The sequence below is a fragment of the Streptomyces sp. NPDC005784 genome (assembly GCF_042871525.1).
GTDB lineage: Bacteria > Actinomycetota > Actinomycetes > Streptomycetales > Streptomycetaceae > Streptomyces.
The window spans coordinates 75,965-102,145 of sequence record NZ_JBIAIQ010000009.1; the positions used below are offsets into that span (position 1 = coordinate 75,965).

Consider the following 26,181-nt stretch of genomic DNA (forward strand, 5'->3'; position numbering starts at 1 on the left):
CTGTTGGTGTTCCCGTTCTCATCCCGGCGCGGGCGGGGGGTTTATTTCACACTCTGGTTGTCCCGGGGGGGTGGGGGGGGGGGGTGCCGGTGCGTGGGGGGGGGGGGGGGGCGGGGGGGGGCCCCCCCCCCCGCCTCCGTGCAACCCGATGCAGAGATGGTGCCGGCTGAATCGAAAGGTATGCGGGTGAAAGACCTTGCGCCACGCGTAAATGCAGTGGCACCGCGCCGACGGAATGGAGGGCGCGAGTGGGAGGCCGGTCAGAGAGCCCGGCTGTTGCAACCCATGTCGGAACCGAGATGGCTCTTCTGTGCGCCCGCGGCCCCTTCTCCGTTCAGCAGGTTACCGGCCAGGCCGGTGAGGGCGCCGACGCTGCCGAGCACCTCGATGTTCATGTCGTGCGAGCGGCACTCGGCGCCCTGGGTGATGTCGATGCTGTCGGTGTCGTGGCCGCGATCGCCGTATGCGGAAGCGGTGTTGGCACTCAAGGAGCCGACACTGCCGAGGAGGACGCTCAGGAGAACTACCCTGTGCAACTTGCGCATTTGAAGCTCCTTGGGGGAAGTGCGGGGATCTGACCTGTCGGGTCAGGACTGCGGATGTGCAGGGGGCGGGCTGTCAGCCGAGTCGGGGAAGTCCCAGTTGTCCGATGGGAGGGGCCGCGATCTGCCCGAGGGCGACCGGAGCCAGTTCCGGTGCGCTCGTGGGCGTGATCGTCGGGTTCACGAGCGGGTTTACCTGAGGGTTGAGCTGCGGGTTCACCTGGGGGGCGACAACCGTCGGGGGCTCTGAGCCGAGCACCTGGGGTACTGCTACCTGCGGGGCCACTTGCGGCATGACCTGCGGCATGACCTGGGGCACGACCTGTGACGGGGCGGCCTGCGCCGGCTGTGCGGGTGCGGGCTGCGCGAACTGTGCGGGCGCGGCCTGTTGCGGGTTCGCCGAGCTGGAGGCTTGGGCTGTTCCCTGTGATGAGGCCGAGGCCGAGGCGTATCCGGTCTGCTGTTGTCCTGACGGGGCGGCCTGTGCGGCTGGTTGGGGAGCCGCGGCCGGAGCGGTCTGCTGATCCGGAACCGATGCCGGGGTGGTACTGAGGCGCCCCTCCGGTGAGTTGGCATAGCTGCCGCTGGCGCCGATGCCGGCCAAACCGCTGGCCGCTGCGACGACGAGCGCGGCCTTGTGAAGCTTCCGCATGAAACCCTCGGCCCTTCGTTACCTGAGATGTGAGTCCATTGCATTCAATGCGGTCACGCGTGCAGTTGGTGCGTCACTCGCATCGCGCCGGAGGCTACGGTTATCTCGAGGAGCACGCGGACTTCGTATCGGAGCTGGCAGCGGATCCTCTACCTGTCAAAGGTTTACGGTCGCTGCCCTCTCCTCCGAGGAACGAGGTTTCGGCGCCGTGGTCACGGCACTCGACGGGTCGTCACCCATTTGCCGTCAGCCGACCCGTGCGTCACGGCTCGCACGCCGCACCGAATGGGTGACCACACCCCCGCGCCCGTTTCGAGTCCGTGGTTTTTTCGTTCCCCACGGGGCGATAGGGATGGCCCATCGCAGCCGAATGGAGCAGCGAGGACAGCGAAGACTGCGCTGCCGCATCGGCACATCAGCTTCCGTGCACAGGTCAATTGAAGAGCCGAGGAAACTCATGCGTATGCTTCACAAGATCGCGCTCGTCGCCGCAACAGCCGGCGGCCTGGCCGGCGTCGGCGCCGGCCCAAGCTCCGCCGTCACCCCGTCGGCCCCCAACGGCGTTGCACCGCACCCGGTTTCGCAGCCCGACGCACAGGCGGTCTCGGCGTCCTCCGCGCAGGCGACCACGCAGACCTATGGCTCGCCGGCTCCGCAACAGCTGGCACCGTCGCGTGGCACTCAGGTTTCCCCGCAGGTCAACCCGCAGCTGAATCCGCAGCTCAGCCCGCGGATCTCTCCTGAAGCGCCGCAGAAGCAGCAGGGCGCTTCGGCGGGGCAGACCAACCTGTTCCGTCCGTACCAGGAGTGCAGCCCGCAGACCCTGCTCGATGCGAACGTCCCGGTCGCCCTGCTCGCCGCGGCCCAGACCCGGGGCGTCGAGTGCACCCAGGCCAACAGCCAGACGAATTCTTTCGCCAACGTGCAGCAGCACTGACGGGCGACCACGTCGATGCCGGGCACGGGTGGCGGACGGACCGGGGCTCGGCTCGCCCTGCGACACGGCTTTCGGTGCTTCCGTGGCGATATGAAGCCAGCGTGTCGTTGTCCAATTCAAGGCTTTTGTCGCTAATGTTCTGCCCTGTAACCGCGATCTACCCACAGATCGCAAAAACTCACCCCCACGGAGATGAAATGCGCAAGCTTCGCAACGTTGCCGTCCTGGTCGCTGCCATCGGCAGCATCGGACTCGTAGGCGGTACGGCCTACGCTGGCGGCCACGGCGAGGGCGGCGGCGACCAGTTCAGCGTCACGCAGAGCTCCAACTGCAAGTCGCACGACCTGAACCTCGACGTCCTCGGCCAGGTCGGCGTGCTGAACGGCCTGCTGGGCAACGCCCTCAACGGCGAAGGCAACCCGGGCGCCCAGTCCACCTCCCTCGGCTCCAGCATGGGCTGCAACAACAGCGCCTTCTGAAGTCCCCTCAGGCGTAAAGACGCCGACCCATGAGCGGTCCCGGCACTGGGCCTCAGGCAAAGTGCCGGGACCGTTTCACGTGCGCCGAACCCCTTCCGAGGCGGCACCGCGTAGCGCTGGACGCTTCCGGGCGCTTCATTCTGGCGCCGTTGAACCCTTCGCGTCACATAGAGGCGATCCCTCGCAGGTCGCATTCACCTGAATTCTTCTGGAGATGACATGCGCAAGCTCCGCACGGCCGCTGTCCTGATGGCCGTCCTCGGAAACGTCGGACTTCTGGGCGTCAGCGTCGCCCACGCAGATCAGGAGGGCGGCGGCGGCGACCAGTTCAGCATCTCGCAGAGCAACACCTGCCAGTCGCACGACCTGAACCTCGATATCCTCGGTCAGGTCGGCATCGGCAACGGGCTGGGCGGCAACCTGCTGGGCGGCGAGGGCAACCCGGGGGCCCAGAAGACGTCGCTGGGCTCAACCGTGGGTTGCAGCAACCATTTTGGCGGCTAAGAGCTAACAGATGAACGACATGTGGGCGAGTGACTCATCGACCTGCAAGGTCAAGTCCCAAAACCCGCAGTTCAGCTGTCTGCAAGCCCTGAGCTTGGCATGTCGGGCCTGCCGTGGAAGCGGCTCCGAACATGCCGATGGGTTTGCCTGAGTTCCGAACATAGCAGCGGCCTTCGCCTGATCCTGTGCTCCGTCACGAAAGCATGGGATCAACGCGGAGGCCGTAGCTATGAGGTTGTTGCACCACGGCGTCCCGAGGGATGCGATTGCCGAACCGTCATGCTTTTCGACGGGACTCTGTGCGGGTCCGACCGGGCGGCGCGATGCGCTGTTCGAGCTGAGTGATGCCCTGCTGTGTGCAGTCCCGTGAGGTCGGTGGCCGGAGCCGTCGTCGGAGCCTGAGTGCCCGCGCCTGCCGGCCGGCTGGGGCGGAGGTGACGGCATCGCGCCGCAGTCGGAGATCGTGCACCACGGCCCTCCGGACGTCCGGCCCGGCTCCCCGGCGGCAACGAAGGAGCTTGGCCTACCGGGGACGGGGAACTCTGGACCGCTTCGGGTAGGAGACCTGCCTCTTCGAAAACGAAAATGCTGGTCCGGGAACCCTTCCCCGGACCAGCATTTTCCGTGAGCGTTCAGATGCCGATGTGCGGCTTCTTGAACCCCTCAGGCAGCTTGGCCGTGTTGGAGCACTCCACAACCGGCCCCACTTTGGCAGGTTCGCTTCCCAGGAGCTGGTCCTGCTGCGTGACCACGTGCGGCCGGTCTGTTGTCGAGCACTGCTGGTCCTGCTTGATAACGTGCGTGCCGTCCTTGTCGACGTACGTATCATTTTTCTGAACGCACACGACGTCCTTCTGCGCGGTGGTGGGGCAGGCGCCTGGGTTTCCCTCGGCGTATGCATGTGTAGCGCCGAGACAGATGGCGGCGAGGCTTCCGGCGAATGCTGCGACGGCCGCAGTCTTCTGCGAAAAAAGCATGCGTTGCATTCCTTTGTGGTGAAGAATCGGACAGTTCTTTATTGACCGGCGTTGCCCGCGCCGAGAAAGTAATTAATTCTTTGTCCGCCGGCAGGATGGTTGTAGCCCGGACGCGAACTCAGCGTCCGGGCTACCTGCACCACGGGCTATCACTCAGCGCACCGCTCGGTCCGTATCCCCGACGCTGAGCGAGGCCGCGGCGGGCCTTGACTCGGAGCTCTGGCTCTTAGTCGTTACCACCCTGGTCCTGCGGCTGCGCCTGGTCCTGGTCCTGGGCCTGCGGCTGCTCTTGCATCTGGGGCTGCGCCTGGGCCTGGTCCTGAGCCTGTGCCGGCTCTTGCGGCTGGGCCTGGTCCTGCGGCTGGGTCTGGGCCTGGTCCTGTGCTGGCTCCTGCGGTTGGCCCTGCACCTGGGGCTGGGCCTGGTCCTGAGCCTGTGCCGGCTCCTGCGGCTGGGCCTGGTCCTGCGGTTGGCCCTGCACCTGGGGCTGGGCCTGGTCCTGAGCCTGTGCCGGCTCCTGCGGCTGGGCCTGCACCTGGGGCTGGGCTTGGTCCTGAGCCTGTGCCGGCTCCTGCGGCTGGGCCTGGTCCTGCGGCTGGGCCTGCACCTGCGGCTGGGCCTGGTCCTGAGCCTGCTTCTGCTCCTCCGGCTGGGCCTGCGCCTGGGGCTGGGCCTGCTCCAGAGCCTGCTCCGGCGGCTGGAAGTAGTAGCCACCCCCGACGGCCACGGCGCTGGCAGACGAGTTGGCGACGGTGGAGACCGGTACAGGCGCGCCGCCGCTACCGTCGGCGAAGCTGATGCCAGCGCCGAGGGCGGAAATCCCCGCAATGGCTGCCGCTACGACCATGGCGCGCTGAAACTTACGCATAGATGACCCTTTCCTGATCCAGGCCTACCCGCCTGGAATGACCACTTGCCGTAAACGTAAGCACGCTGGGTGTAATCAATCGGGGATTTATACCCCATGTCGCGCCGCAGCCCCGTATGGGGTAAAGCGCCAATGAGGCCGTAGGGCGGGGTTCAGTCGGCGTGCTCCTCAGGGGAGGAGGGCGGGTAGTTCCTGCTTCCTGTCGATCGAGCGAGGTGCTCCGGACGTGGCAGGCGAACAGGTCACCTGAGGGCCGATTTGTGTCGTGCCGTTGCCCGTATAGGCGGGCAGCGTCACGGACTTCACCGGCATGCAGGTCTCCTGATGAGGAATGGCGCCGCGCCCGGCGCTCTCACCTTCGATGTGCTGCACGGTCTCACCTTCGATGTGCTGCACACAGATGACGTCCCCCTGCGGGTTCCGAGTGCAAGATGCCGGGTCTCCCGCGGCGTGCGCATAAGTGATGCCCGTGGACGCCACGGCGAGCCCGCCGATGAGTCCGGAGAGGGCCGCGATCTTTTTCCTGCTGAACATATGATGCGTGTCCTTAGTACGGGCGCCCGGGCGCCGCTCCCTCACGATCGGCCGCGCCGCAGGCGTGGTCTGCGAAATTGAGCCTTTTCCAACTCTCCGCGTCGGCTGGACAGTTGGCCTGACAGGCGGATGAAGCTGCTGGCAATGGTGAACGTGCAGGGCACAGTCGACCCGAAAGGCCGTCTCCCCTGGGCTTCACCGGCCCTGGCCGGCTCCGTCATGACGCTGGGGCAGCACGTGGGCACGGCATCATCGACGCCCTCGCCGAGGCCAGCATCACCTGCCGGTCGGACACGGGCTACATCGGTGCGGGCGGCTCGTCCATCTCCTTTGCCGTGGTCGATGGGACGCCCTCTCGGCCGGTCGGCAGGCCGTCAACCGGTCCCGTGCGAGATCCGGGCACTGGTCGAACGAGCCATCGCCACCCTCAAGTCCCGGCTTGCCTCTCCGCAAGCTCCGCTGCTCGACGACCCGGGGTCACCGGCCTCGTCCAAGCGGTCCTCGCCCTCCATTTGGCCGACTCGCACTGAGATCGAGGCGGCCGGCTGCCGGCATTCGATCCCTTCGGGTTAACCCGAAGGGATCCGTACCGACCGTCGCGATGATGACGTCGCTGACCTCAGCCGGTGAAGGCGCGGTTGTGCTGGCCGCAGGTGGTGTCCAGGGTCTGACCGAAACCGAGCACTCCGATCGGGATGTCGTTCTCCGACACCGTCTGCGGGCTGCACTCCTGGTAGGGGCGGTAAACGTCCACCGCCCGCGGTCCGTTGTCATGGGTGCCGGCGACAGCCGTTCCGGCACCGACGGCGGACAGGCCACCGGCCGCCACTGTGGCTGCGATCACGATCTGCTGAAACTTACGCATGGAACCCTCGGTTCTCCATTGCTTACACATGATGCTAGTTGCCTAGCGTGACTGGATAAACACTAGCAGTAGCGTCGAGTGCTCTGTGCACGAAGGTCGTACGTGTCCTACGGAGGAGCCGGACCCGGCGTGGACACCAACTGGCGCTGCAGAAGGACGCTTTGCCATTCGGCATACGGTATGGGCGCACCGCAGGCGACAGTCCGGTACGGCACACCGTCGCATCAACTCAGTGGCCTGGAGCGGGGGTTGGGGCTTGCAGGCCACTAACTCGCTGTCCTGCATCTTTGGCGTCAGGGTGATGCCGGGGTGGGGGCTGTCAAACGAGCGGTGCAACTGGGGGTAGTTGGGGTTTTTGACGGGCCGCTGAGAGGAGGTCGTCGAAGGTGATGTCGAAGGCGTTCAGCGCGGTGTTCCAGCGCATGGTCCAGCGAGCGTGGCCCCTGCCGGTGGGATCGCGCGAGATGATCGCCATGTAGACACACTTCAACGCTGCTTGCTCGCTCGGAAAGTGGGAGCGCATCAGCAGCACGTAGTACGCGATGTGAACGAGGGCCGAGACGATGAGGCACGGCCACGCCCCGGACGCCGGGAACGCCACGAACGGCACCATGACTGACCCGATCAGCATGCCGCCGCCCGCTATCAGCGTGAAGCCGACGAGCTCGTCCTCGATGCGGTGCGCGAGCGCGTCCCAGTCGGCGTGGGTGACCGCGGCAGCAGCTCGGCCGCGGTGACGAGCGGTGTCACGCGATCGGCTCGCGCACATCCACCAGCGTGCCGCCCGCGTGGGCGATCAGGCTCTTCGGGTCCATCGGGAAGACGGTGTACGCGGTGCCCGCCGAGGCCCACACCGTGTCGTGGCCGAGCAGCGAGCTGTCCACCAGGACACGGATCTTCGTACGGTGTCCGAAGGGCGGCACGGCACCGGGCCCGTACCCCGTCGACTCCCGCACGAGGTGGGCCCCGGCCCGGGTGAGCTTCTCGGCGCCCAGCTCCCGGCGTACGAGCTCCATGCCGACGTGTGCCGAGCCGTCCAGGAGCACCAGCACCGGGACCCCGTCCGCCGCGAAGAACAGCGACTTGCAGATCTGGCTCGGCTCGCAGCCGATCGCCGCGGCGGCCTCGGCGGTGCTGCGGGCCGTGTCGGGGAAGCGCCGGACCCGTCCGATCACATCGCCGAGACCCAGCTCCCGCAGTGCCTCGACGAAACGGGGGTCGGCGGCGTTCGTGGCGGCGGACTGCTCCTCGCCGGCGTTCTCATCGGTGGCGTTCATGAACGGCACGCTAGCGGTCGGTGTACGCGCCACGCGACCGGGGCCCGGCCAGGTCACCGTGGCCGTTGGCAGTTGTGCTCCCGGGGCCCGTTCGCTTCCTGGAGCCGGAGGGCGGGTGTCAGCTGCCGGCCTTCAGGAGGGCTGCCACGATCGGGCCGGCCGTGGTGCCGCCGTGGCCGCCCTGCTGGACGACGCCCGCTCCCGCGAGGTCGCCCTTCCAGGCCGTGAACCAGCCGTTGGGCTGTTCCTGGTTGTCGACCTCGGCGGAGCCGGTCTTGGCGCCGAAGTCGGGGCCGAGGCCGGCCATGGCCGAGGCGGCGGTGCCGGCGGAGGCCGTGTACTGCATGACCTCGCGCAGCTGGGCGAGCGTGGTCGCGGACAGGGTGCGGGACGCCGTGGCCAGCGTGCGGTGGTCGACCGACGGGTCGACCAGGTACGGCTGGTGGAAGCTGCCGGACTGGACCGTGGAGGCGACGGACGCCATGTTCAGCGGGTTCATGCGGACCCCGCCCTGGCCCATCAGCGACGCGGCCATCTGCGCGGCGCTCTGCACCGGCACGGAACCGTCGAGCGACGGAACGCCGATGGCCCAGTTGTTCCGGCTCAGCCCGAAGACCTGCTGGGCCTGCTTGGTCAGGTCGTCGTTCTGCAACTTCTTCGCCTGCGTGATGAAGGCCGTGTTGCAGGACCGCGCGAAGCTCGCCTTGAACGTGCCGTTCTTGATCTCGAAGTCGTCGTCGTTGTGGAACTTCCAGCCGCCGTACGTCGCCGTCTTGGGGCAGGGGTGCGGCTTGTCGGGGGAGGCGAGGCCCTTTTCGAAGAGCATCGACGCCGTGATGACCTTCATCGTGGAGCCCGGCGCGAGGGAGCCCTGGAAGGCGGTGTTGAAGCCGTGGTCCGTGTTCGCGACGGCGATGATCTCGCCCGTCGAGGGGCGCATCAGGACCACCGACGCCTTGGGCTTGGCGGCCACCAGACGCTCGGCCTCCGCCTGGAGGGTCGGGCTGAGTGTCGTCTTCACGGTGCCCGGCGTGCCCGCGCTGAGCGTCAGCAGGGTCTTGGCGGGGGTCTTCTGGGCCCCCTTGGCCGCGGCCTTGCGGACCACTCGCAGCTCGATGCCCGCCTTGCCGCCGGCCGTCTTGCCGTACTTCTCGCGCAGTCCGTCGAGGACCGTGCCCAGAGAGGGGTACTTGGCGGCGGTCAGCTCACCGCCGTGCCGGTCGAGGGCGGTGATCGGCGGCGTCCCGGACTCGCCGGTCTCCAGCCGGTCGCCGTCCTGGAGGTCCGGGTGGACGACCGAGGGCTTCCAGCCGACCAGGGCCACGCCGTCCTTGACCCGGCGTACGACCGTCAGCTTCGACGTGTACGCCAGCGGCTTGGTCCTGCCCTTGTAGGTGACGGTGGCCTTGACGCTGAAGGGGACGTCGGCGCCCGACGGCTTGCCGCGCGTCAGGGTCACGCCGCTGATGTGGGCGTCCTTGCCGAAGCCGGTCAGGGTGGTCGTGGCGGCGGCCGAGTCGTCGGTCGCCGCGGCCGCCCGGGTGACGTCGCCGCTCTGCCAGGCGGTCAGGAAGGCGGTGGACGCCATGCTGATCTCGGCCGCCGACAGCGGGCCCGTCTTGACGGCCTTGCGGGTGGTGGCCGTGGTCCCCTCCTCGGCCGCCGCGCCACTGCCGTACAGGCTGTAGGCACCGAACGCGCCGCCGACGACGGCCACGGCGATCACCCCGCCGAGTACGGCGGGCTGCTTCGTCTTCCGTCGCTCGGCGACGCGTCTTCTCTTGCCCACAGCTTCCCGTCCTCCGCCGTCCCCTGATGCCCCGTGATGCCCTCGCGCCCCTCGCTCCTCAACGAGGAGCACCACCCTAGGGTCCCGTTCTGTGAGGAGCGGCTTCAGCCGCCTGTTCGTAGCACAGCTGCGACGATCGGTCCGGCAGCCTCTCCGCCGTGACCGCCCTCCTGGGTCATGGCCGCGGCGGCCATGTCGTTCCGGTATCCGGTGAACCAGCTGTTGGACTTGGCCTGGCCGTCCACCTCGGCGGAGCCGGTCTTGGCGCCGATCCTGCCGCCGAGCCCGGCCATCACCCGGGCCGCGGTGCCGCTGACCGCCGTGCGGTTCATCATCGAACGCAGTTGCGCGACCGTACCGCTGGGCAGGCCCTTGGCGGAGGCCAGTTCACGGTCGTCGAGGGCGCGCGGCACGATGACCGGCTGCCGGAAGACGCCCGTCATCGCGGTGGCCGTCACCGACGCCATGTTCAGCGGGCTCATCTGGACCTGGCCCTGGCCGATCATGTTGGCCGCGGTGTCCGGGCCGCCGGAGGCGGGCACCGAGCCGTCGAAGGACTCGATGCCGGTCTTCCAGTTGTTCTGCCCGAGTCCGAAGCGCTGCTGGGCCTCGTTGGTCAGCGAGTCGACCTTCACATCGTCCGCGTACTTCACGAAGGCGGTGTTGCACGAGCGCGCGAAGCTGTCGGAGAGCGTGGCGTTCTCCTGCGGCTGCATGCCCGTGAGGTTGTGGAAGGTCTGGCTCTGCCATACCGCGGTGTCAGGGCAGGTCGCGGGACCGTTCGCCGTCGTGATGCCGTTGTCGATGAGGGTCGCCGCGCTGATGATCTTCATTGTGGAGCCGGGCGCGAGCTTGCCGAGGAAGGCCGCGTTGAAGCCGTCCGTGCGGTGGTTGGCGACGGCCAGCACCTCGCCGGTGCTCGGCTTCACCGCCACCACGGAGGACTCGGAGTACTGCGCGACCGCCTTCTCGGCGGCGGCCTGCGCACGCGCGCTGAGTGTCGTGCGGACCTTGCCCGCCCGCCCCTTGGCGAGAGTGACCAGGGTCGTGTCGCCGCCGGCCTCGCCGCCGTGCCGGATCGACAGCTCGATGCCGGGCGTGCCGCCCGCCGTGTCGCCGTACTTCTCGCGGAGCGCGTCGAGGATCGGCCCCAGGGACGGGTACTTCTCCTTCGTCAGGACAACGTTGTTCCGGTCCACGGCCTCGATCGCCGGGCTCGCCGACTCGCCCGTGACCAGGGTGTCCCCGTCCTTGAGCTCCGGGTGGACGACGGACGGCTTCCAGTCGACCAGTGCCTTCCCGGTGGTCTCCCCGCGTACGACGGTCAGTTCGGAGTCGTACGCGAAGGGCTTGCTCTTCCCGTCGTACGACACCGTCGCCTTGACGGAGAACGGCACGGTCGCCCCGGACGGCGCGCCCGGCGTGATCCTCACACCGGTCAGGTGCGCGTCGTCGCGGTAGCCGGCGAGCAGCCCCTCGGCGTTCGACGCGTAGTTCGTGTACGCGGCCGCCTTGGCCGCGTCGCCCTTCTCCCAGGCCGCGAAGAACGCGCGGCTGGCTTCCTTGACCTCGGCGCCGCTCGGCGGCCCGGTGTTCACAGGAGCGGGACCGGCGGCGCCGCCCCCGCCGTCCCCGCTGATCGAGGTCACCACGTTGTAGGCGCCGTACCCGGCACCGCCCACCATCACCGCGAACACGCTGCCGATGACGGCAGCCTTTGCCCCCTTGCGCATCGCGCGAATCCCTCCCCGTGAACCCTCTTCCGAACTTCTGAACGCGTTCAGAAAAGCCGGTTCACCCCGCACTCTAGGCGCGGGTGGGGCTCATGGTGCAGACCTTCGCCGAATTGTTAGCCTCAGGCGACGGCCGCGTCCGTGAACAACGTTCACGGACGCGGACTTCCCAGCTCTACCGGCCGGTCAGGTCGACGAGGAGATCACGGTGCGGGTCGTCCGGGGCCGGCCGGTCGTACTGCATCCATGGTGACCGGATCGCCGAGATGGGTGGAGGTGAACTCCAGCGACGTGCCGGCCTCGGCGGCCTGGCCGGGAGTCGGCGCACCAGGCCGCGGCAGCGCAGGTGTCCGGCGTCAGCCGCGACCGCCCGGCAACGACGACGAGGGCACGGCGGGAAGCCGTGCCCTCGTCGTGTGTCCGCCCGGCTAGACCCAGGTGTCCAGCCACATCCGCGACCGCCACTGGTCGATCGGGATGGCCGTGCCCGTGTACAGGGGCCAGAAGTAGATGAAGTTCCAGATGATCAGGAGGACCAGGACGCCTGCTCCCGCCGCGCCGATGACGCGGCGGCGTTCTCCGGAGCCGGGTGGGCCGAGGATCGCGCCGATCATCATCGCGACGGCGAGGCAGAGGAACGGGACGAAGACGACGGCGTAGAAGAAGAAGATGGTCCGCTCCTGGTACATGAACCAGGGGAGGTAGCCGGCCGCGACGCCGCAGGCGATGGCGCCCGCCCGCCAGTCGCGGCGGAAGGCCCAGCGCCACAGCACGTAGGCGATCGCGAAGCAGGCGGCCCACCACAGCAGGGGCGTGCCGAGTGCCAGCACCTCACGGGCGCACTTGCCGCCCGCCGCGTCGGAGGGGCAGCCGTCCTTGCCGGGCAGCGGGGACTCGTAGAAGTACGAGACCGGGCGGCCGAGGACGAGCCAGCTCCACGGGTTGGACTGGTAGGTGTGCGGCGACACCAGCCCGACGTGGAACTTGTAGACCTCGTGCTCGTAGTGCCACAGGCTGCGCAGCCAGTCCGGGAGGAAGGTCCAGTTGCCCCCCTTGCCGTCGGTCACGGCCCAGTTGCGGAAGTAGCCGCCCTTGCCGTTGGCCGGCGACAGGATCCAGCCGGTCCAGGAGACCAGGTACACGGCCAGGGCGACCGGGACCGTCGCCAGGAACGTGATGCCCGTGTCGTGCTTGAGCGCCGCCAGATAGGGCTGCCGGGCGCCCGCCACCCGGCGCGAGGCCGCGTCCCACAGGACCGCCATCACACAGAACGCGGCGAGGACGTACAGCCCGTTCCACTTGGTGCCGATGGCCAGGCCCAGCATCAGGCCGGCCGTCCAGCGCCAGGGCCGCCACCCCAGCCGGGTGGTCTCGGCGGCGTGCGCGTCCGGGTGGGCGGCGCCGTCCGAGTCGACAGGCAGCGCTGCCGCCAGTCTCGCCCGCGCCTTGTCGCGGTCGACGACCAGGCAGCCGAAGGCCGCCAGCACGAAGAACATCAGCACACCGTCGAGCAGTGAGGTGCGGCTCATCACGAAGTGCAGACCGTCCACCGCCATCAGCGTGCCCGCGAGGCAGCCGAGGAACGTCGAGCGGAACAGCCGCCGCCCGATCCGGCACAGCAGCAGCACCGACAGCGTGCCGAGCAGCGCCGTCATGAAGCGCCAGCCGAAGGGGTTGAACCCGAACATCCACTCGCCGAGCCCGATGACGTACTTGCCGATCGGCGGGTGCACGACGTAGGCGGCGTCGCTCGGGACCCGCACATGGCCGTTGCTCTGGAGGATCAGGTTGTTGGCGTCCTTGGTCCAGTTGACCTCGTAGCCGCGGTGGAAGAGCGCCCAGGCGTCCTTCGCGTAATACGTCTCATCGAATATCACCGCCTTCGGGCTGCCCAGGTTCCAGAACCGCAGCAGCCCGGCGAGCAGGGTCACCAGGAGTGGGCCCACCCACCCCGACCAGCGGTTGAAACGGTCGGCGACCTCCTGGCGCAGCCCGAGAGCGGCCCAGATTCCGGGGCCGGGCTCGGCGTACGGCGGTACGAGCCGGTCGCGCACATCACTTCTGGGCGGCGTCGTGTAGCCGAATCGGCGCAGCCGCTGCTGCCACGACGGCCGCTGCGCTGCGGCCTGGCCCTGCCGGGTGTCCGTGGAGGACGCGGTACTGGTCACCGCGCCATCGTAGGGAACAGGTCTGTGGGAGTCCCGTGCATGGGTCCCTTCCGGTCGGATGAGCTTGTCGGGCCGCGCCCCTGCGAGGATGGAACCGTGACAGGAATCCTTGTGTTGGCAGGCACCCCCATCGGCGACATCTCCGACGCGCCGCCACGGCTCGCGGCCGAACTGACCGGGGCCGATGTCGTCGCCGCCGAGGACACCCGCAGGCTGCGCAGGCTCACCCAGGCCCTCGGTGTCCAGACGACAGGGCGTGTCGTGTCGTACTTCGAGGGGAACGAGGCCGCCCGGACCCCGGAACTCGTCGAGGCGCTGGTCGGCGGGGCACGGGTGCTGCTCGTGACCGACGCCGGGATGCCGTCCGTGTCGGACCCCGGCTACCGGCTGGTCGCGGCCGCGGTCGAGAAGGACATCAAGGTCACCGCGGTACCCGGCCCGTCCGCCGTACTCACCGCGCTCGCGCTGTCCGGCCTGCCCGTCGACCGCTTCTGCTTCGAGGGCTTCCTGCCCAGGAAGGCGGGCGAGCGGCTGTCCCGGCTGCGAGAGGTCGCCGAGGAGCGCCGGACGCTCGTCTACTTCGAAGCCCCCCACCGGCTCGACGACACCCTCGCTGCCATGGCGGAGGTCTTCGGCACCCAGCGGCGCGCCGCCGTCTGCCGCGAACTGACCAAGACGTACGAGGAGGTCAAGCGCGGCCCGCTGGGCGAGCTGGCCGCCTGGGCCGCCGAGGGTGTCCGCGGCGAGATCACCGTCGTCGTCGAGGGCGCCCCCGAAAAGGGTGGCGAGGAACTGGACGCCGCCGAGCTGGTGCGCAGGGTCCAGGTGCGCGAGGAGGCGGGGGAGCGGCGCAAGGAGGCCATCGCCGCCGTCGCCGCGGAGGCCGGAATTCCCAAGCGGGACGTCTTCGATGCGGTCGTCGCGGCAAAGAACGCCGCACGAAGCGGCCCATAGAAGGGCAAAGGACTATCGTGAAAAGCAAAGATCAGGCCGCGTAACAGGAGCCTTCCGACAAGGAAAGGCCAAAACGCCTCCAACACTCGACAGGCCGGATGCGTTCGTGCCGGGAGAGGCGTCCACTGGACGCAGGGACGCACCCGTCCCTCGCCTTCGGCGAATCGATGGAATTCAGGGGGAATTCCGTCGACGGAGGTGCTTGTCCAGCGGACAAGAGGAGCTGGCATGAGTGAGATCACAGGACACACCGGCGGTATCACCGCTGGTCAGGTCACCGAACAGACCGGGCATCGCGGGGCGGCGACGGCCGTGGTTCACGAGTCGTATTCCTTCGCCTGCATGCGCTGTGGGCACGGCTGGGAACAGTCGTACGAGATCGAACACCACCGCGACGCAGGGGGCGGCGAGTTCGTGATGTACGTGGCGAACGGCCATGTCGTGCCGTCGCCGCTCAGCCGGCCCACTTGTCTGAACTGCGACAGCCACGTGGTGCGCATCATGCGCGCCGGTCAGGTGTCCTCCGTTCTCGACTCCATGCACTCCATGACGCACCGCCCGCACCGTCCGCACCGTCCGGTGCCGCGACAGCCCGAGGACGGCCCGGAGGGGGAGGTGCCGGGCAGCTCGTCCGACGCCCCGAAGGAGCCGCACCACTGGCACCTGTCGGATCTGCTGCACCCGTTCCAGCACCGCCGGGCGGGCTGACGGAGCCGGGCGGGACCCACGGGACGGCCTCCCGGCTCCCCGCGAGGTGAGGCCGGGCATGCCCCCTTCGTAGGATCGGGGCATGCCTTCCTCCGCTTCCGGCGCCCCCGACAAGAACGCCGCGCCTCCGCTCCCCGAGCCCCTGCGCGTTCCCGTGGCCGACTCGCACACCCATCTCGACATGCAGTCCGGCACGGTCGAGGAGGGCCTCGCCAAGGCCGCGTCCGTCGGAGTGACGACGGTCGTCCAGGTGGGCTGCGACGTGAAGGGCTCCCGCTGGGCAGCCGAGACGGCGGCCGCGTACGACGCCGTCCACGCCACCGTCGCCCTGCACCCCAACGAAGCGCCCCGTATCGTGCTCGGCGATCCCGACGGCTGGTCGAGGCAGGGCGCGCGGGTACCGGGCGGCGAAGCGGCCCTGGACGAGGCGCTCGCGGAGATCGACGCTCTCGCCGCCCTCCCGCACGTCAAGGGCGTCGGTGAGACCGGACTCGACTTCTTCCGCACCGGGCCCGAGGGCAAAGAGGCGCAGGAGCGCTCCTTCCGTGCCCACATCGAGATGGCCAAGCGGCACGGCAAGGCCCTGGTCATCCACGACCGCGACGCCCACGCCGACGTTCTGCGCGTCCTGGAGGAGGAAGGCGCCCCGGACCGGACCGTGTTCCACTGCTACTCCGGCGACGCCGACATGGCCGCGGTCTGCGCGCGCGCCGGCTACTTCATGTCCTTCGCCGGCAACATGACCTTCAAGAACGCCCAGCCTCTGCGCGACGCGCTGGCCGTGGCCCCGCTCGAACTCGTCCTCGCCGAGACCGACGCGCCCTTCCTGACCCCCGTGCCGTACCGCGGACGGCCCAACGCGCCGTATCTCATTCCGGTCACGGTGCGCGCCATGGCCGCGGTGCGGGGGATCGACGAAGACACGCTGGCGACCTCGATCTCCGCCAACACCGCGCGCGCGTTCGATTACTGACCTGTAACGCTCCCCGGGGTTTTTCCTGGCCGGACAAGGGACTATCGCGAGGGAGTGTCGCGACACAGCGTAGCCGCGTTTGCTTGGGAGAGTGACGGCCGCTCCGCTAGGTTCTGGTCGCCCGATCCGGACCCTGGAGCGTGTCGTCGTGAGCAGCTCGCGGTACGAGCAGTACGAGACGTATGGACCGACCGGTGGCGCTGAAGCCACCACCGTCGTCGTCGGCGTCACCGGCGCCGCCGCCATGGCCGGTGCGGCCGCCGCGGCGGACCCGCTCGGCGCGCCTGGAGCGCCCGGTGTTCCTGGTCCGCCCGGCATGCCGGGCGCGCCCGCCGCACCCGCCGCGCCCTACCCCGGCTACGAGGAGTACTCGGGCTACGTGGGCTACGCGGAGTACCCGCGCTACGGGCCGTACGGCCAGGGCTACCCGGACCCGTACCGCCCGGCGTACGAGACGCGCATGCCCGAGCCCGCGGCACCGAGCACGCCCCGTGCACTCGGAACGCCCGGTGCACGGGGTGTGCCCGGCGTGTCCGACGCGCCGACCGAGCCCCGCCTGCCGCGTCAGCAGGCGGACACCGTGGTCATCACGCCCCCTGCGGGCGGTACGGCCGGCACGGGGCGCGCCGGCGGGCGTTACGGCGGGCGGGACGCGCGTGACGGGGAGCGCGCGACGGGTGGGCGGGCCGAGGCGCGCCGCGCGGCCCGGCGCAGGCGCGTTCTCGAGCGCCCCGAATCCCTGCGCCGACTGCTCCCGCAGGCCCTGGTCGTGGCCTTCCTGGCCGGCGGCACCTCCGCGTTCGTCGCCAACGACAAGGCGATCGAGCTCAGCGTCGACGGCCGACCGCGCACACTGCACACGTTCGCCGACGACGTGACGGAACTGCTCGCCGACGAAGGCGTGAAGGTGGGCGCGTACGACGTGGTCGCGCCCGCCCCCGGCACCGCCCTCACCAACGGGGACGAGGTCGCGGTGCGCTACGGGCGCCCGGTGCACCTCACCCTCGACGGGGAGCGGCGCAGTGTGTGGACGACGGCGCACACCGTGGACGGGGCGCTCAGCCAGCTGGGGGTGCGCGCCGAGGGCGCGTACCTGTCGACCTCGCGCTCGCGGCCCATCGGGCGCGAGGGCCTGGCGCTCGACGTGCGGACCGAGCGCGCGGTCACGATCATGGCCGACGGCCGGGCGCGGACGATCCGTACGAACGCCGCGAGCGTCGGGGAGGCCGTCCAGGAGGCCGGGATCACCCTGCACGGACAGGACATGACCTCCGTGCCGGCCGGGAGCTTTCCGCGGGACGGGCAGACCGTCACGGTCCTGCGGGTCACCGGGGCCAGGGAGGTCCGCGAGGAACCGATTCCGTTCGAGGTGCGGCGGGCGGACGACTCCTCGCTGTTCAAGGGCACCGAGGTCGTCGAACGCCCCGGCCAGTACGGAGCGCTGCGCATCACCTACACCCTGCGCACCGTCAACGGCGTCAGGCAGCGGCCGCGGCTCGTCCGGTCCGAGGTGGTGCGGCGGCCGCAGAACCAGCTGGTCAGGGTGGGCACGAAGCCGCATCCCCCGGCCACCGGCGGCGTCGACCAGCTGAACTGGTCCGGCCTCGCCGCGTGCGAGTCCGGCGGCCGGCCCGGCGCCGTGGACCCGTCCGGCACCTACGGCGGCCTCTACCAGTTCGACACCCACACCTGGCACACCCTCGGCGGCAGCGGGCGCCCCCAGGACGCCCCGGCCGCGGAACAGACCCTCCGGGCGAAGAAGCTGTACGTGCGCCGGGGGACGAGTGCCTGGCCGCACTGCGGGCCACGGCTGCACGGCTGAGGCCGGACCCCCCGTACCCTTGGCTCGTGACCAGCCCCACCTCCGACGCCCTCCTGGGCCCCGCCGAGATCCGCGAACTCGCGGCAGCCCTCGGCGTACGGCCCACCAAGCAGCGCGGCCAGAACTTTGTGATCGACGCCAACACGGTGCGCCGCATCGTGCGGACCGCGGCGGTGCGGCCCGACGACGTGGTCGTGGAGGTGGGTCCCGGCCTCGGCTCGCTGACGCTCGGCCTGCTGGAGACGGCGGACCGGGTCGTCGCCGTCGAGATCGACGACGTCCTCGCGAGCGCGCTCCCCGCGACGATCGCGGCCCGCATGCCGAAGAGGGCCGACCGGTTCGCGCTGGTGCACTCGGACGCCATGCAGGTCCGGGAACTGCCGGGCCCGCCCCCGACCGCGCTGGTCGCGAACCTCCCGTACAACGTCGCCGTGCCCGTCCTGCTGCACATGCTCGACACCTTCCCGACCATCGAACGCACCCTCGTGATGGTCCAGGCGGAGGTCGCGGACCGGCTCGCCGCCCCGCCCGGCTCGAAGGTGTACGGCGTGCCGTCCGTGAAGGCGAACTGGTACGCCGACGTGAAGCGGGCCGGCTCCATCGGGCGCAATGTCTTCTGGCCGGCGCCCAACGTCGACAGCGGACTCGTGGCGCTCACCCGGCGCACCGAGCCGATCAGGACGACCGCCACGAAGAGCGAGGTGTTCGCCGCGGTGGACGCCGCGTTCGCCCAGCGGCGCAAGACGCTGCGCGCCGCCCTCGCCGGCTGGGCCGGTTCGGCGCCCGCCGCGGAGGCCGCGCTCGTCGCCGCCGGGGTCTCGCCGCAGGCCCGTGGGGAGTCCCTGACGGTCGAGGAGTTCGTCCGGATCGCGGAGAACCGCGGACGGGCGACTGGCGGGGACACCAAGGGCGCCCGTCAGTACCCCGACGCGAACGCCGGTGACAACGGCGCCGAGAACGAGGAGTCGACCCAGCCGTGACGGAGACGGTGACGGTACGCGTCCCTGCCAAGGTCAACGTCCAGCTCGCGGTCGGCGGCGCCCGCCCCGACGGGTTCCACGGCCTGGCCAACGTGTTCCTCGCGGTCGGGCTGTACGACGAGGTGACGGTCACCGCGGCCGACGAACTGCGCGTCACCTGCGCGGGCCCGGACGCCGGACAGGTGCCCCTGGACCGCACGAACCTCGCGGCCCGCGCGGCCATCGAACTCGGCCGCCGGTACGGCATCGACCCGGCCGTCCATCTCCACATCGCCAAGGACATCCCCGTCGCCGGCGGCATGGCCGGCGGCAGCGCGGACGGAGCCGGCGCGCTGCTCGCCTGCGACACGCTGTGGGGCACGAACGCCTCGCGCGACGAACTCCTGGAGATCTGCGCCGAGTTGGGCAGCGATGTGCCGTTCTCCCTGGTGGGCGGGGCGGCGCTCGGCACCGGGCGGGGCGAGCAGTTGCGTGCCCTGGAGGTCGGCGGGACCTTCCACTGGGTGTTCGCGATGGCCGAGCGCGGGCTGTCGACCCCGGCGGTCTTCCGCGAGTTCGACCGGATGAACGAGGGCCTGCGCGTTCCGGAGCCGGTCGCCTCGCAGGACCTGCTGGACGCGCTGGCCAAGGGGGACGCAGGGGCCCTCGCCCGCACCGTCTCCAACGACCTCCAGCCCGCCGCCCTCTCCCTTTTCCCGGCCCTCGCCGACACCCTCGCGGCGGGCCGAGCGGCCGGCGCCCTGGCCGCGATCGTCTCCGGCTCGGGCCCGACCACGGCGTTCCTCGCCCCCGACGCGGAGTCCGCGCGGACGATCGGCGAGGTGCTGCTCGCCTCGGGCACCTGCCGGGCGGTCCGCGTCACGGAGTCCCCGGCGCCGGGCGCGACCGTGCTCGGCTGAGAATCGGCCCCTCCGGCGACGGAGGAGCAGGCCTGCGGGGGCGGCGCCCCCGGGCACGGGCCGGGCAGGGGCGGAGGGGCGAGGAACGCGCGGCGGGGGACGCTCACCGCGCGGACTACCCTTGAGGGTCGATCGTCCCCCTTGTTCAGGAGAGAAATGGCCGTCAACCTGGTCAATGTCGAGTCCGTCAGCAAGGTGTACGGCACCCGTGCACTGCTCGACGGAGTCTCCCTCGGCGTCAGCGAGGGCGACCGGATCGGCGTGGTCGGCCGGAACGGGGACGGCAAGACCACCCTGATCCGCATGCTGGCCAAGCTGGAGGAGCCCGACACAGGCCGTGTCACGCACTCCGGCGGCCTGCACGTCGGCGTGCTCACCCAGCACGACTCGCTCGACCCCACGGCCACCGTCCGCCACGAGGTCATCCGCGACATGGCCGACCACGAGTGGGCGGGCAACGCCAAGATCAGGGACGTACTGACGGGTCTCTTCGGCGGTCTCGACCTGCCCGGGTTCCCGCAGGGGCTCGACACCGTGATCGCCCCGCTCTCCGGCGGCGAGCGGCGCCGTATCGCGCTGGCGAAGCTGCTCATCGAGGAGCAGGACCTGATCATCCTCGACGAGCCCACCAACCACCTCGACGTCGAGGGCATCGCCTGGCTCGCCAAGCACCTGCGCGAGCGTCGTTCCGCCCTCGTCTGCGTGACGCACGACCGGTGGTTCCTCGACCAGGTCTGCACCCAGATGTGGGACGTGCAGAAGGGCGCGGTGTACGAGTACGAGGGCGGCTACTCCGACTACGTGTTCGCCCGGGCCGAGCGTGAGCGCATCGCCGCGACCGAAGAGGTCAAGCGGCAGAACCTGGTCCGCAAGGAGCTGGCGTGGCTGCGCCGCGGGGCGCCCGCCCGTACCTCCAAGCCGCGCTTCCGCGTCGAGGCCGCCAACGAGCTGATCGCCGATGTGCCGCCGCCCCGCGACAAGAGCGAGCTCATGAAGTTCGCCAACTCGCGGCTCGGCAGGACCGTCTTCGAACTGGAGGACGTGACCGTGCAGGCCGGGCCCAAGGTGCTGCTCAAGCATCTGACCTGGCAGCTCGGCCCCGGCGACCGCGTCGGTCTGGTGGGCGTGAACGGCGCGGGCAAGACCTCCCTGCTGCGGGCCCTGGCCGAGGCCGCCCGCAGCGACGGCGACCAGCAGCCCGCCGCCGGCCGGATCGTCACCGGCAAGACCGTCAAGCTCGCCTACCTCTCCCAGGAGGTCGCCGAACTCGACCCCACCTGGCGGGTCCTCCAGGCCGTCCAGTCGGTCCGCGACCGCGTCGACCTCGGCAAGGGGCGCGAGATGACCGCCGGGCAGCTGTGCGAGACGTTCGGCTTCAACAAGGAGAAGCAGTGGACGCCGGTCGGCGACCTCAGCGGTGGTGAGCGACGGCGCCTCCAGATCCTGCGCCTGCTGATGGACGAGCCCAACGTCCTGTTCCTCGACGAGCCCACCAACGACCTCGACATCGAGACCCTCACCCAGCTGGAGGACCTCCTCGACGGCTGGCCCGGCTCCATGATCGTGATCTCCCACGACCGCTTCTTCATCGAGCGCACCACGGACAACGTGTTCGCGCTCCTCGGTGACGCCACCCTGCGGATGCTCCCGCGCGGTATCGACGAGTACCTGGAGCGGCGCAAGAAGATGGAGGAGGTGGCCGCGGCCGCCGTGCTCGCCGCCGCTCCCGCCCCGGTCAAGGCTGCTTCCGCCGCCGACACCCGTGCCGCCAAGAAGGAACTTCAGAAGATCGAGCGCCAGTTGGACAAGATCTCCGAGAAGGAGAGCAAGCTGCACGCGCAAATCGCCGACAACGCCACCGACTTCGGGAAGGTCGCCCAACTCGACTCCGAGTTGCGCGATCTGGCGGGGGAGCGCGAGGAACTCGAAATGCGCTGGCTGGAGCTGGCGGAAGACGCATGACACGGAGGGGCACACGTCCCTCGTCGAGCTCGCGGTGTCTCCTGGGGCGCAAGGCGCCGCGAGCGGGCGCGCCCATGCGGCGTGCGCAGCCCGCCGAAGGGCGCGTAATTCCCGTCAGGCGCCCCCGAGTTGCCGTATGCGCCCCTCGCCGCGGCGCCCCTCGCCCCTCGCCACACCACCCCTCACGGCGCTGAACTCGCGTTGCGCGCCCGGCGTGCGGGCACGTGAAGGCGCGTAACGACGACATCACAGCCCGGTCCTCCCTTGGGAACAGGGCGCGCACCGGCCCCCTGCCCGCGCCCCCCAAAGTGATAGAAAGAGCGGTCTGAGAACAGTCTGAGAACCACCGGACGAGGCGCGAATCCAGCGCCGCCGGTGGAGCGCCACATCAGTGAAGAGGGGGAAGCGCTGATGAGTCAGCCGCCGAGTCAGCCGCCGCAGGGCGGTTTCGGAGCACCGCAGGACAAGCCGCCGACGAGTGCTGCCGACGCGCAGCCGGACCCCCGGTCGCAGGGCGGTTTCGGTGCGCCCCAGGGCGAACCGCAGGGCCCGCCGCACAGTGCGCCGTCGGGCAATCCGCAGGACCCGCGTTCGCAGGGCGCGCCCCCCAACACGCCCCCCGCACCCCAGGGTGCGCCCCCACCTCCCGCGCAGCCGCCCCAGGCGCCCGCGCCTCAGTACGCGCCGCCCGCCGGGGCCCCGCAGCCCGGCTACGGATACCCCCAGCAGCCCGGCCCCTACGCCCAGCCGGGTCCGTACGGCCAGCCCCAGCAGCCGGGCCCGTACGGCCAGTCCGGACCTTACGGATACGGGCAGCAGCCGCAGCCGGGGTACGGGTATCCGCCCCAGGCGCCGTACCCGGGCGCGCCCGGCACCCCGCCGCCCGGCGGTCCGGGCGGGGGCTCGAAGAACCCGTTCAAGGGCAGGCCCGCGCTCGTCGTCGCCGCCGCGGTGGCCGGGCTGCTCGTCGTCGGTGGCACCGTATGGGCCGTCACCGGCGGTGGCGACGACGGGAAGAAGCCCGTCGCACAGCAGAGCCCGAGCCACACTCCGACCGCGTCCGCGTCGGACGATCCGGTCAACCCCGGTGACGGCAGCGGTGACGGCGGCCAGGACGAGGAGAACCTGAACGCGGACCGCAAGGCGGGCGAGGCGAAGGTGCTCTGGTACAAGTCGGCACCCGACGCGCCCGGTTCGGGCGCCGACGCCCCCGGGATGTGGATCACCGGCAAGGCGGCGGTGAAGGCCGCGTACAAGCAGCTCTTCGCCTTCAACGTCGGGGACGGCAAGCCCGCTTGGCCCGCGCTGACGTTCCCGCAGAAGATCTGCGCGGTCACCCCGCAGAAGACGGCCGACGACAAGGTCGTCATCGCCTACATGAGCGGCACCGCCGGCAGCGCCAAGTGCAACCAGCTCCAGCAGATCGACCTGAACACCGGCGCGAAGGGCTGGAGCGGGAAGGTCGCGGACGGCACCCTCTTCGACAGCACGCTCTCGGTCGAAATGTCCATCACCGGCCACACGTTGACGGTCGGCCGCTCGATGTCGGGAACGGCGTACGACGTCTCCAGCGGCAAGAAGCTGTGGGACAAGGAGAAGTACGGCGCCGGCTGCTACCCGGCGGGATTCGCGGGCGGCTCCAAGCTGCTCGCCGTCTCGTCCTGCGGGGTCGGCAGCGACACCGAGCACGACGAGGTGCAGGAACTGGACCCGGCCACCGGCAAAGCCAGGTGGACGACGAAGATCCCCAAGGGCTGGCGGGTCGAGCGCGCCTATTCCGTGGACCCTGTCGTGCTCTACATGACCAACGACGCGAAGAAGACGGTGAACATCACCGTGCTGAAGGACAACGGCGACCTGCGCTCGCAGCTCAAGAGCGACAACGGCTTCGCGCCCGAGTGCGGCTTCGCGATCCTCAACCGCGACCTGACCGGCTGTTTCGGCGCCGTCGCCGACGCCGACACGCTCTATCTGCCGACCCAGGCGAAGAGCGGCCCCAATGAGGTCGTCGCGTTCAGCCTGGCGACCGGCAAGGAGAAGTGGCGCGTCAAGTCCCCGGCGGACGCGGCGATGATGCCGATGAGGACGGACGGCACCCATCTCATCGCCTACGTCGAGGCGTCGTACGACGGCGGCGGCCGCATCGTGTCGGTTCCGACGACCGGCGGCAGTCACCCCCTCACCAAGCTGCTCCAGAACCCGCAGGGCACCGCGAACATCGAGACCGGCTTCTACTCGAAGGCCGTCGACTACGTGGACGGACGCTTCTACATCTCCACCACCCGGCTGACGGGCAATGACCAGGCGAAGGAGAAGCTGATGCTGGCCTACGGCAAGTGACCGACGCCCAACCCCAGTTCCGTAGTGCTCCGCACGCGCACAGGCCCGCCTTCCCTTCGTCTTCAGAGGTACTCACGTCATGAGCCAGCCGCCCCCGCCACCGCCGAACGAGCCCCCGCCGGGCTTCGGCGCACCGCAGGACCCGCCTCCGCAGGACCCGCCCCCGGCGGGCTTCGGCGCCCCGCAGGAGCCTTCCCCGAGCTCTCAACAGAGTTCGAGCAGGGGAGACCCCAACGCGGGCGGTTTCGGCGCGCCTACGCCTCCGTCGCCCGCCCCGGGCCCCGGCTACGGCTATCCGCAGACGCCCCCGCCGTCGTCCCCGCAGACGGCTCCGCCCGCGGCCCCGCCGCAGCAGCCGTACGGCTACCCGCAGACGCCACCCCCGGCCCAGCCGGGCTACGGCTATCCGGGCCAGCCCCAGCCCCCGGCCCAGCCGGGCTACGGCTATCCGGGCCAGCCCCAGCCCCCGGCCCAGCCGGGCTACGGCTATCCGGGCCAGCCCCAGCCCCCGTACGGTGCCCCGGGCCAGCCGAGCCCCTACGGCTACCCGCAGCCGCAGACCATGCCGATGCAGCCGCAGGCTCCGCAAGGAGGCGGCGGCGGGCGGAAGCTCAACAGTCAGGTGCTCATCATCGTGGCGGCCGTGGTGGCCGTGGCGCTGATCGTCGGCGTCGGCGTCCTGTACTCCCAGCACTCCAAGGGCAAGGACGACAAGAACAACTCCGCGGGGTCGAGCGGCGGCACCGGCGGCAAGGGCGGTGCCAGCAAGGGCGGTGGCACCACCGGTTCCAACGGCAAGGAGAAGGTGCCGGCCGACACCGGCTCCACGCTGCTGTTCCAGATCCCCGCGCCGGCCGTGGCCAAGGACATCACGAGCGTGACCACGGTCGGCTCATGGCTCACCGACAAGGTGTACGCCAAGACCGGCAACGCCGAGATCAACGGCTACGACCCGGATTCGGGCGCCAAGACCTGGACGATCAAGCTCCCCGGCCCGGTGTGCCAGGCCAGCCGGCACAGCACGGACGCCGACCGCACGGCGATCATCTACGAGCCGGCCATGCCCACCAAGGCGAACCCCTCGCACGGGTGCAGCCAGCTCGCCGCGATCGACCTCGACGCCGGCAAGAAGCTGTGGACCCGGACGATCAAGTCCGCCGACGAACCGATCAACCTCGACAACGTGACGGTCAGCGGGAACACCGTCGCCGCGGGCAGCACCAGCGGTGGCGGCGCGTTCGACATCTCCACCGGCAAGCCGCTGTGGGCGCCGAAGTCGGGCGACAACTGCTACGACTCCGGCTACGGCGGCGGCGACAAGCTCGTCGCGGTCCGCAAGTGCGGCGAGTACGGCAGCACGCGCCAGCTGCACATCCAGACCATCGACCCGACGTCCGGGAAGGTGATCTCCGAGTACAAGATGTCGCCCGGCATCGAGTACGCCAGCGTCGTCTCCACCGACCCGCTGGTGGTGGCCGCCGACGTCGGCGACTCCGCCGGTGACGGCAGCGGCATCTCGGACTTCTTCTCCATCGACAACAAGACCGGCAAGCTGCGGTCGAAGATCTCGGCGCCCGGCAAGACGTACGCGGCCCACTGCGACGGCATCACCAGGATCGAGTACTGCTCGTCGCTCGCCGTCGGCAACGACAAGCTGTACATCCCGACGGAGGAGCACGACGGCACCGGCGACTACAGCCGGACCAACGAGATCGTCGCCTTCGACCTGGCCACCGGGAAGCAGACCGGCCAGCGCGCGGACGCGGGCGACGGCTACACCATCACCCCGCTGCGCATGGACGGCACCAACCTCCTCGCGTACAAGCGGCCGCCGTACGACAAGGGCGGGCAGATCGTCACGGTCGACGGGACCTCCTTCAAGGAGACCGTGCTCATGGAGAACCCGGCGACGCAGTCGACGCGTGACGCGGAGTCGAGCATGCTCCCGGAGTACGCCGAGATCCTCTACCGCGACGGCAGGCTGTACATGTCCCAGGTCTACGCGGACAAGCCGACCTCCGCGGACGACAAGGCGTACCTGGCGATCGCCTTCGGAACGAAGTAGGGCGATCATCTTCGTAAGAACGCGGTGATCGTTCTCCGGTTGAATTCGTTCGGGCCGGAACATCGCGTGCGGCCCCGTCCCTGCTCAGGGGCGGGGCCGCACGCGTACCCCTCATCACTCCCTATTGGGAGGGATTTCGATATTCCTGGGCAC

At 70.0% G+C, this 26,181-nt stretch carries 22 protein-coding genes and 3 pseudogenes; 13 read left to right on the top strand and 12 right to left on the bottom strand.

From position 1 onward, the window contains the following. Positions 1–260 precede the first annotated feature (260 nt). Both ACFYR3_RS17300 and ACFYR3_RS17305 read right to left on the bottom strand, forming a co-directional pair. Positions 261–545, bottom strand: a complete 285-nt coding sequence (locus ACFYR3_RS17300; RefSeq protein ID WP_355845812.1) for a hypothetical protein — start codon at positions 543–545, stop codon at positions 261–263. 73 nt (positions 546–618) lie between these two features. Continuing rightward, on the bottom strand, positions 619–1,194 hold the full coding sequence (locus ACFYR3_RS17305; RefSeq protein WP_355845814.1) for a hypothetical protein: 576 nt from the start codon (positions 1,192–1,194) through the stop codon (positions 619–621). Between the two features lie 463 nt (positions 1,195–1,657). Here ACFYR3_RS17305 and ACFYR3_RS17310 point away from each other — a divergent pair, with 463 nt between their 5' ends. The 3 genes from ACFYR3_RS17310 (at position 1,658) to ACFYR3_RS17320 (ending at position 3,114) form a co-directional block, all read left to right on the top strand. Beyond that, entirely contained in the window at positions 1,658–2,131 is a 474-nt protein-coding gene (locus ACFYR3_RS17310) for a hypothetical protein (protein ID WP_355845816.1), read from the top strand. A 197-nt stretch (positions 2,132–2,328) separates the two neighbouring features. Further along, on the top strand, positions 2,329–2,610 hold the full coding sequence (locus tag ACFYR3_RS17315; protein WP_261703913.1) for a hypothetical protein: 282 nt from the start codon (positions 2,329–2,331) through the stop codon (positions 2,608–2,610). Between the two features lie 219 nt (positions 2,611–2,829). Then, positions 2,830–3,114, top strand: coding sequence for a hypothetical protein (locus ACFYR3_RS17320; protein WP_355845819.1), 285 nt, complete (start codon positions 2,830–2,832; stop codon positions 3,112–3,114). 632 nt (positions 3,115–3,746) lie between these two features. Here the strand turns inward: ACFYR3_RS17320 and ACFYR3_RS17325 are convergent. From ACFYR3_RS17325 to ACFYR3_RS17335, 3 genes are all read right to left on the bottom strand, one after another. Continuing rightward, positions 3,747–4,091, bottom strand: coding sequence for a hypothetical protein (locus ACFYR3_RS17325; RefSeq protein ID WP_355845820.1), 345 nt, complete (start codon positions 4,089–4,091; stop codon positions 3,747–3,749). A 226-nt stretch (positions 4,092–4,317) separates the two neighbouring features. Beyond that, positions 4,318–4,818 (bottom strand): hypothetical protein, encoded by a 501-nt coding sequence (locus ACFYR3_RS17330; RefSeq protein ID WP_389283668.1) that lies wholly within the window; start codon positions 4,816–4,818, stop codon positions 4,318–4,320. A 309-nt stretch (positions 4,819–5,127) separates the two neighbouring features. Next, positions 5,128–5,493: a hypothetical protein gene (locus ACFYR3_RS17335; protein WP_356785471.1), complete on the bottom strand. Its 366-nt coding sequence runs from the start codon at positions 5,491–5,493 to the stop codon at positions 5,128–5,130. A 147-nt stretch (positions 5,494–5,640) separates the two neighbouring features. On the opposite strand from ACFYR3_RS17335, the pseudogene ACFYR3_RS17340 reads away from it, so the two are divergent. Further along, positions 5,641–6,023: pseudogene (locus tag ACFYR3_RS17340) on the top strand (transposase family protein); the annotation flags it as partial. Between the two features lie 89 nt (positions 6,024–6,112). On the opposite strand, the gene ACFYR3_RS17345 reads toward ACFYR3_RS17340, so the two are convergent. The 7 genes and pseudogenes from ACFYR3_RS17345 to ACFYR3_RS17375 all read right to left on the bottom strand — a co-directional run bounded on the left by ACFYR3_RS17345 (position 6,113) and on the right by ACFYR3_RS17375 (position 13,325). Then, the gene (locus tag ACFYR3_RS17345) at positions 6,113–6,358 is read right to left on the bottom strand and encodes a hypothetical protein (RefSeq protein ID WP_355845827.1); all 246 of its coding nucleotides are present in this window, start codon (positions 6,356–6,358) and stop codon (positions 6,113–6,115) included. 319 nt (positions 6,359–6,677) lie between these two features. Further along, positions 6,678–6,878, bottom strand: a pseudogene (locus ACFYR3_RS17350) (hypothetical protein); the annotation flags it as partial. Continuing rightward, a pseudogene (locus ACFYR3_RS17355) lies at positions 6,873–7,108 on the bottom strand (EamA family transporter); the annotation flags it as partial. The pseudogenes ACFYR3_RS17355 and ACFYR3_RS17350, both read right to left, overlap by 6 nt. Beyond that, on the bottom strand, positions 7,105–7,635 hold the full coding sequence (locus tag ACFYR3_RS17360; protein WP_389283671.1) for a YbaK/EbsC family protein: 531 nt from the start codon (positions 7,633–7,635) through the stop codon (positions 7,105–7,107). The gene ACFYR3_RS17360 and the pseudogene ACFYR3_RS17355, both read right to left, overlap by 4 nt. Before the next feature lie 118 nt (positions 7,636–7,753). Continuing rightward, a complete protein-coding gene (locus tag ACFYR3_RS17365) occupies positions 7,754–9,424 on the bottom strand; it encodes a penicillin-binding transpeptidase domain-containing protein (protein WP_389283673.1) in 1,671 nt (556 codons plus the stop codon). A 104-nt stretch (positions 9,425–9,528) separates the two neighbouring features. Beyond that, positions 9,529–11,157, bottom strand: coding sequence for a penicillin-binding transpeptidase domain-containing protein (locus ACFYR3_RS17370; protein ID WP_389283675.1), 1,629 nt, complete (start codon positions 11,155–11,157; stop codon positions 9,529–9,531). 428 nt (positions 11,158–11,585) lie between these two features. Continuing rightward, positions 11,586–13,325, bottom strand: coding sequence for a phospholipid carrier-dependent glycosyltransferase (locus tag ACFYR3_RS17375; protein WP_355845838.1), 1,740 nt, complete (start codon positions 13,323–13,325; stop codon positions 11,586–11,588). A 96-nt stretch (positions 13,326–13,421) separates the two neighbouring features. Between ACFYR3_RS17375 and rsmI the strand changes: the two genes are divergently transcribed. The 9 genes from rsmI to ACFYR3_RS17420 all read left to right on the top strand — a co-directional run bounded on the left by rsmI (position 13,422) and on the right by ACFYR3_RS17420 (position 26,028). Next, entirely contained in the window at positions 13,422–14,279 is an 858-nt protein-coding gene (rsmI, locus tag ACFYR3_RS17380; RefSeq protein ID WP_355845841.1) for a 16S rRNA (cytidine(1402)-2'-O)-methyltransferase, read from the top strand. 228 nt (positions 14,280–14,507) lie between these two features. Further along, a complete protein-coding gene (locus tag ACFYR3_RS17385) occupies positions 14,508–14,987 on the top strand; it encodes a hypothetical protein (RefSeq protein ID WP_355845843.1) in 480 nt (159 codons plus the stop codon). A gap of 82 nt (positions 14,988–15,069) precedes the next feature. Continuing rightward, on the top strand, positions 15,070–15,960 hold the full coding sequence (locus ACFYR3_RS17390) for a TatD family hydrolase (RefSeq protein ID WP_389283678.1): 891 nt from the start codon (positions 15,070–15,072) through the stop codon (positions 15,958–15,960). A 316-nt stretch (positions 15,961–16,276) separates the two neighbouring features. Next, positions 16,277–17,782, top strand: coding sequence for a ubiquitin-like domain-containing protein (locus tag ACFYR3_RS17395; RefSeq protein ID WP_389283807.1), 1,506 nt, complete (start codon positions 16,277–16,279; stop codon positions 17,780–17,782). Between the two features lie 26 nt (positions 17,783–17,808). Then, positions 17,809–18,762 carry a 16S rRNA (adenine(1518)-N(6)/adenine(1519)-N(6))-dimethyltransferase RsmA gene (gene rsmA / locus ACFYR3_RS17400; RefSeq protein WP_389283680.1) on the top strand — a complete coding sequence of 318 codons (954 nt, stop codon included), beginning with the start codon at positions 17,809–17,811 and terminating at the stop codon, positions 18,760–18,762. Continuing rightward, positions 18,759–19,661, top strand: a complete 903-nt coding sequence (locus ACFYR3_RS17405) for a 4-(cytidine 5'-diphospho)-2-C-methyl-D-erythritol kinase (RefSeq protein WP_355845854.1) — start codon at positions 18,759–18,761, stop codon at positions 19,659–19,661. The genes rsmA and ACFYR3_RS17405 overlap by 4 nt, the downstream gene beginning before the upstream one ends. A gap of 156 nt (positions 19,662–19,817) precedes the next feature. Then, entirely contained in the window at positions 19,818–21,623 is a 1,806-nt protein-coding gene (locus tag ACFYR3_RS17410) for an ABC-F family ATP-binding cassette domain-containing protein (RefSeq protein WP_355845857.1), read from the top strand. Between the two features lie 411 nt (positions 21,624–22,034). Then, positions 22,035–23,963, top strand: a complete 1,929-nt coding sequence (locus ACFYR3_RS17415; protein WP_355845860.1) for a PQQ-binding-like beta-propeller repeat protein — start codon at positions 22,035–22,037, stop codon at positions 23,961–23,963. 79 nt (positions 23,964–24,042) lie between these two features. After that, positions 24,043–26,028, top strand: coding sequence for a PQQ-binding-like beta-propeller repeat protein (locus ACFYR3_RS17420; RefSeq protein ID WP_389283683.1), 1,986 nt, complete (start codon positions 24,043–24,045; stop codon positions 26,026–26,028). Positions 26,029–26,181: the final 153 nt, after the last annotated feature.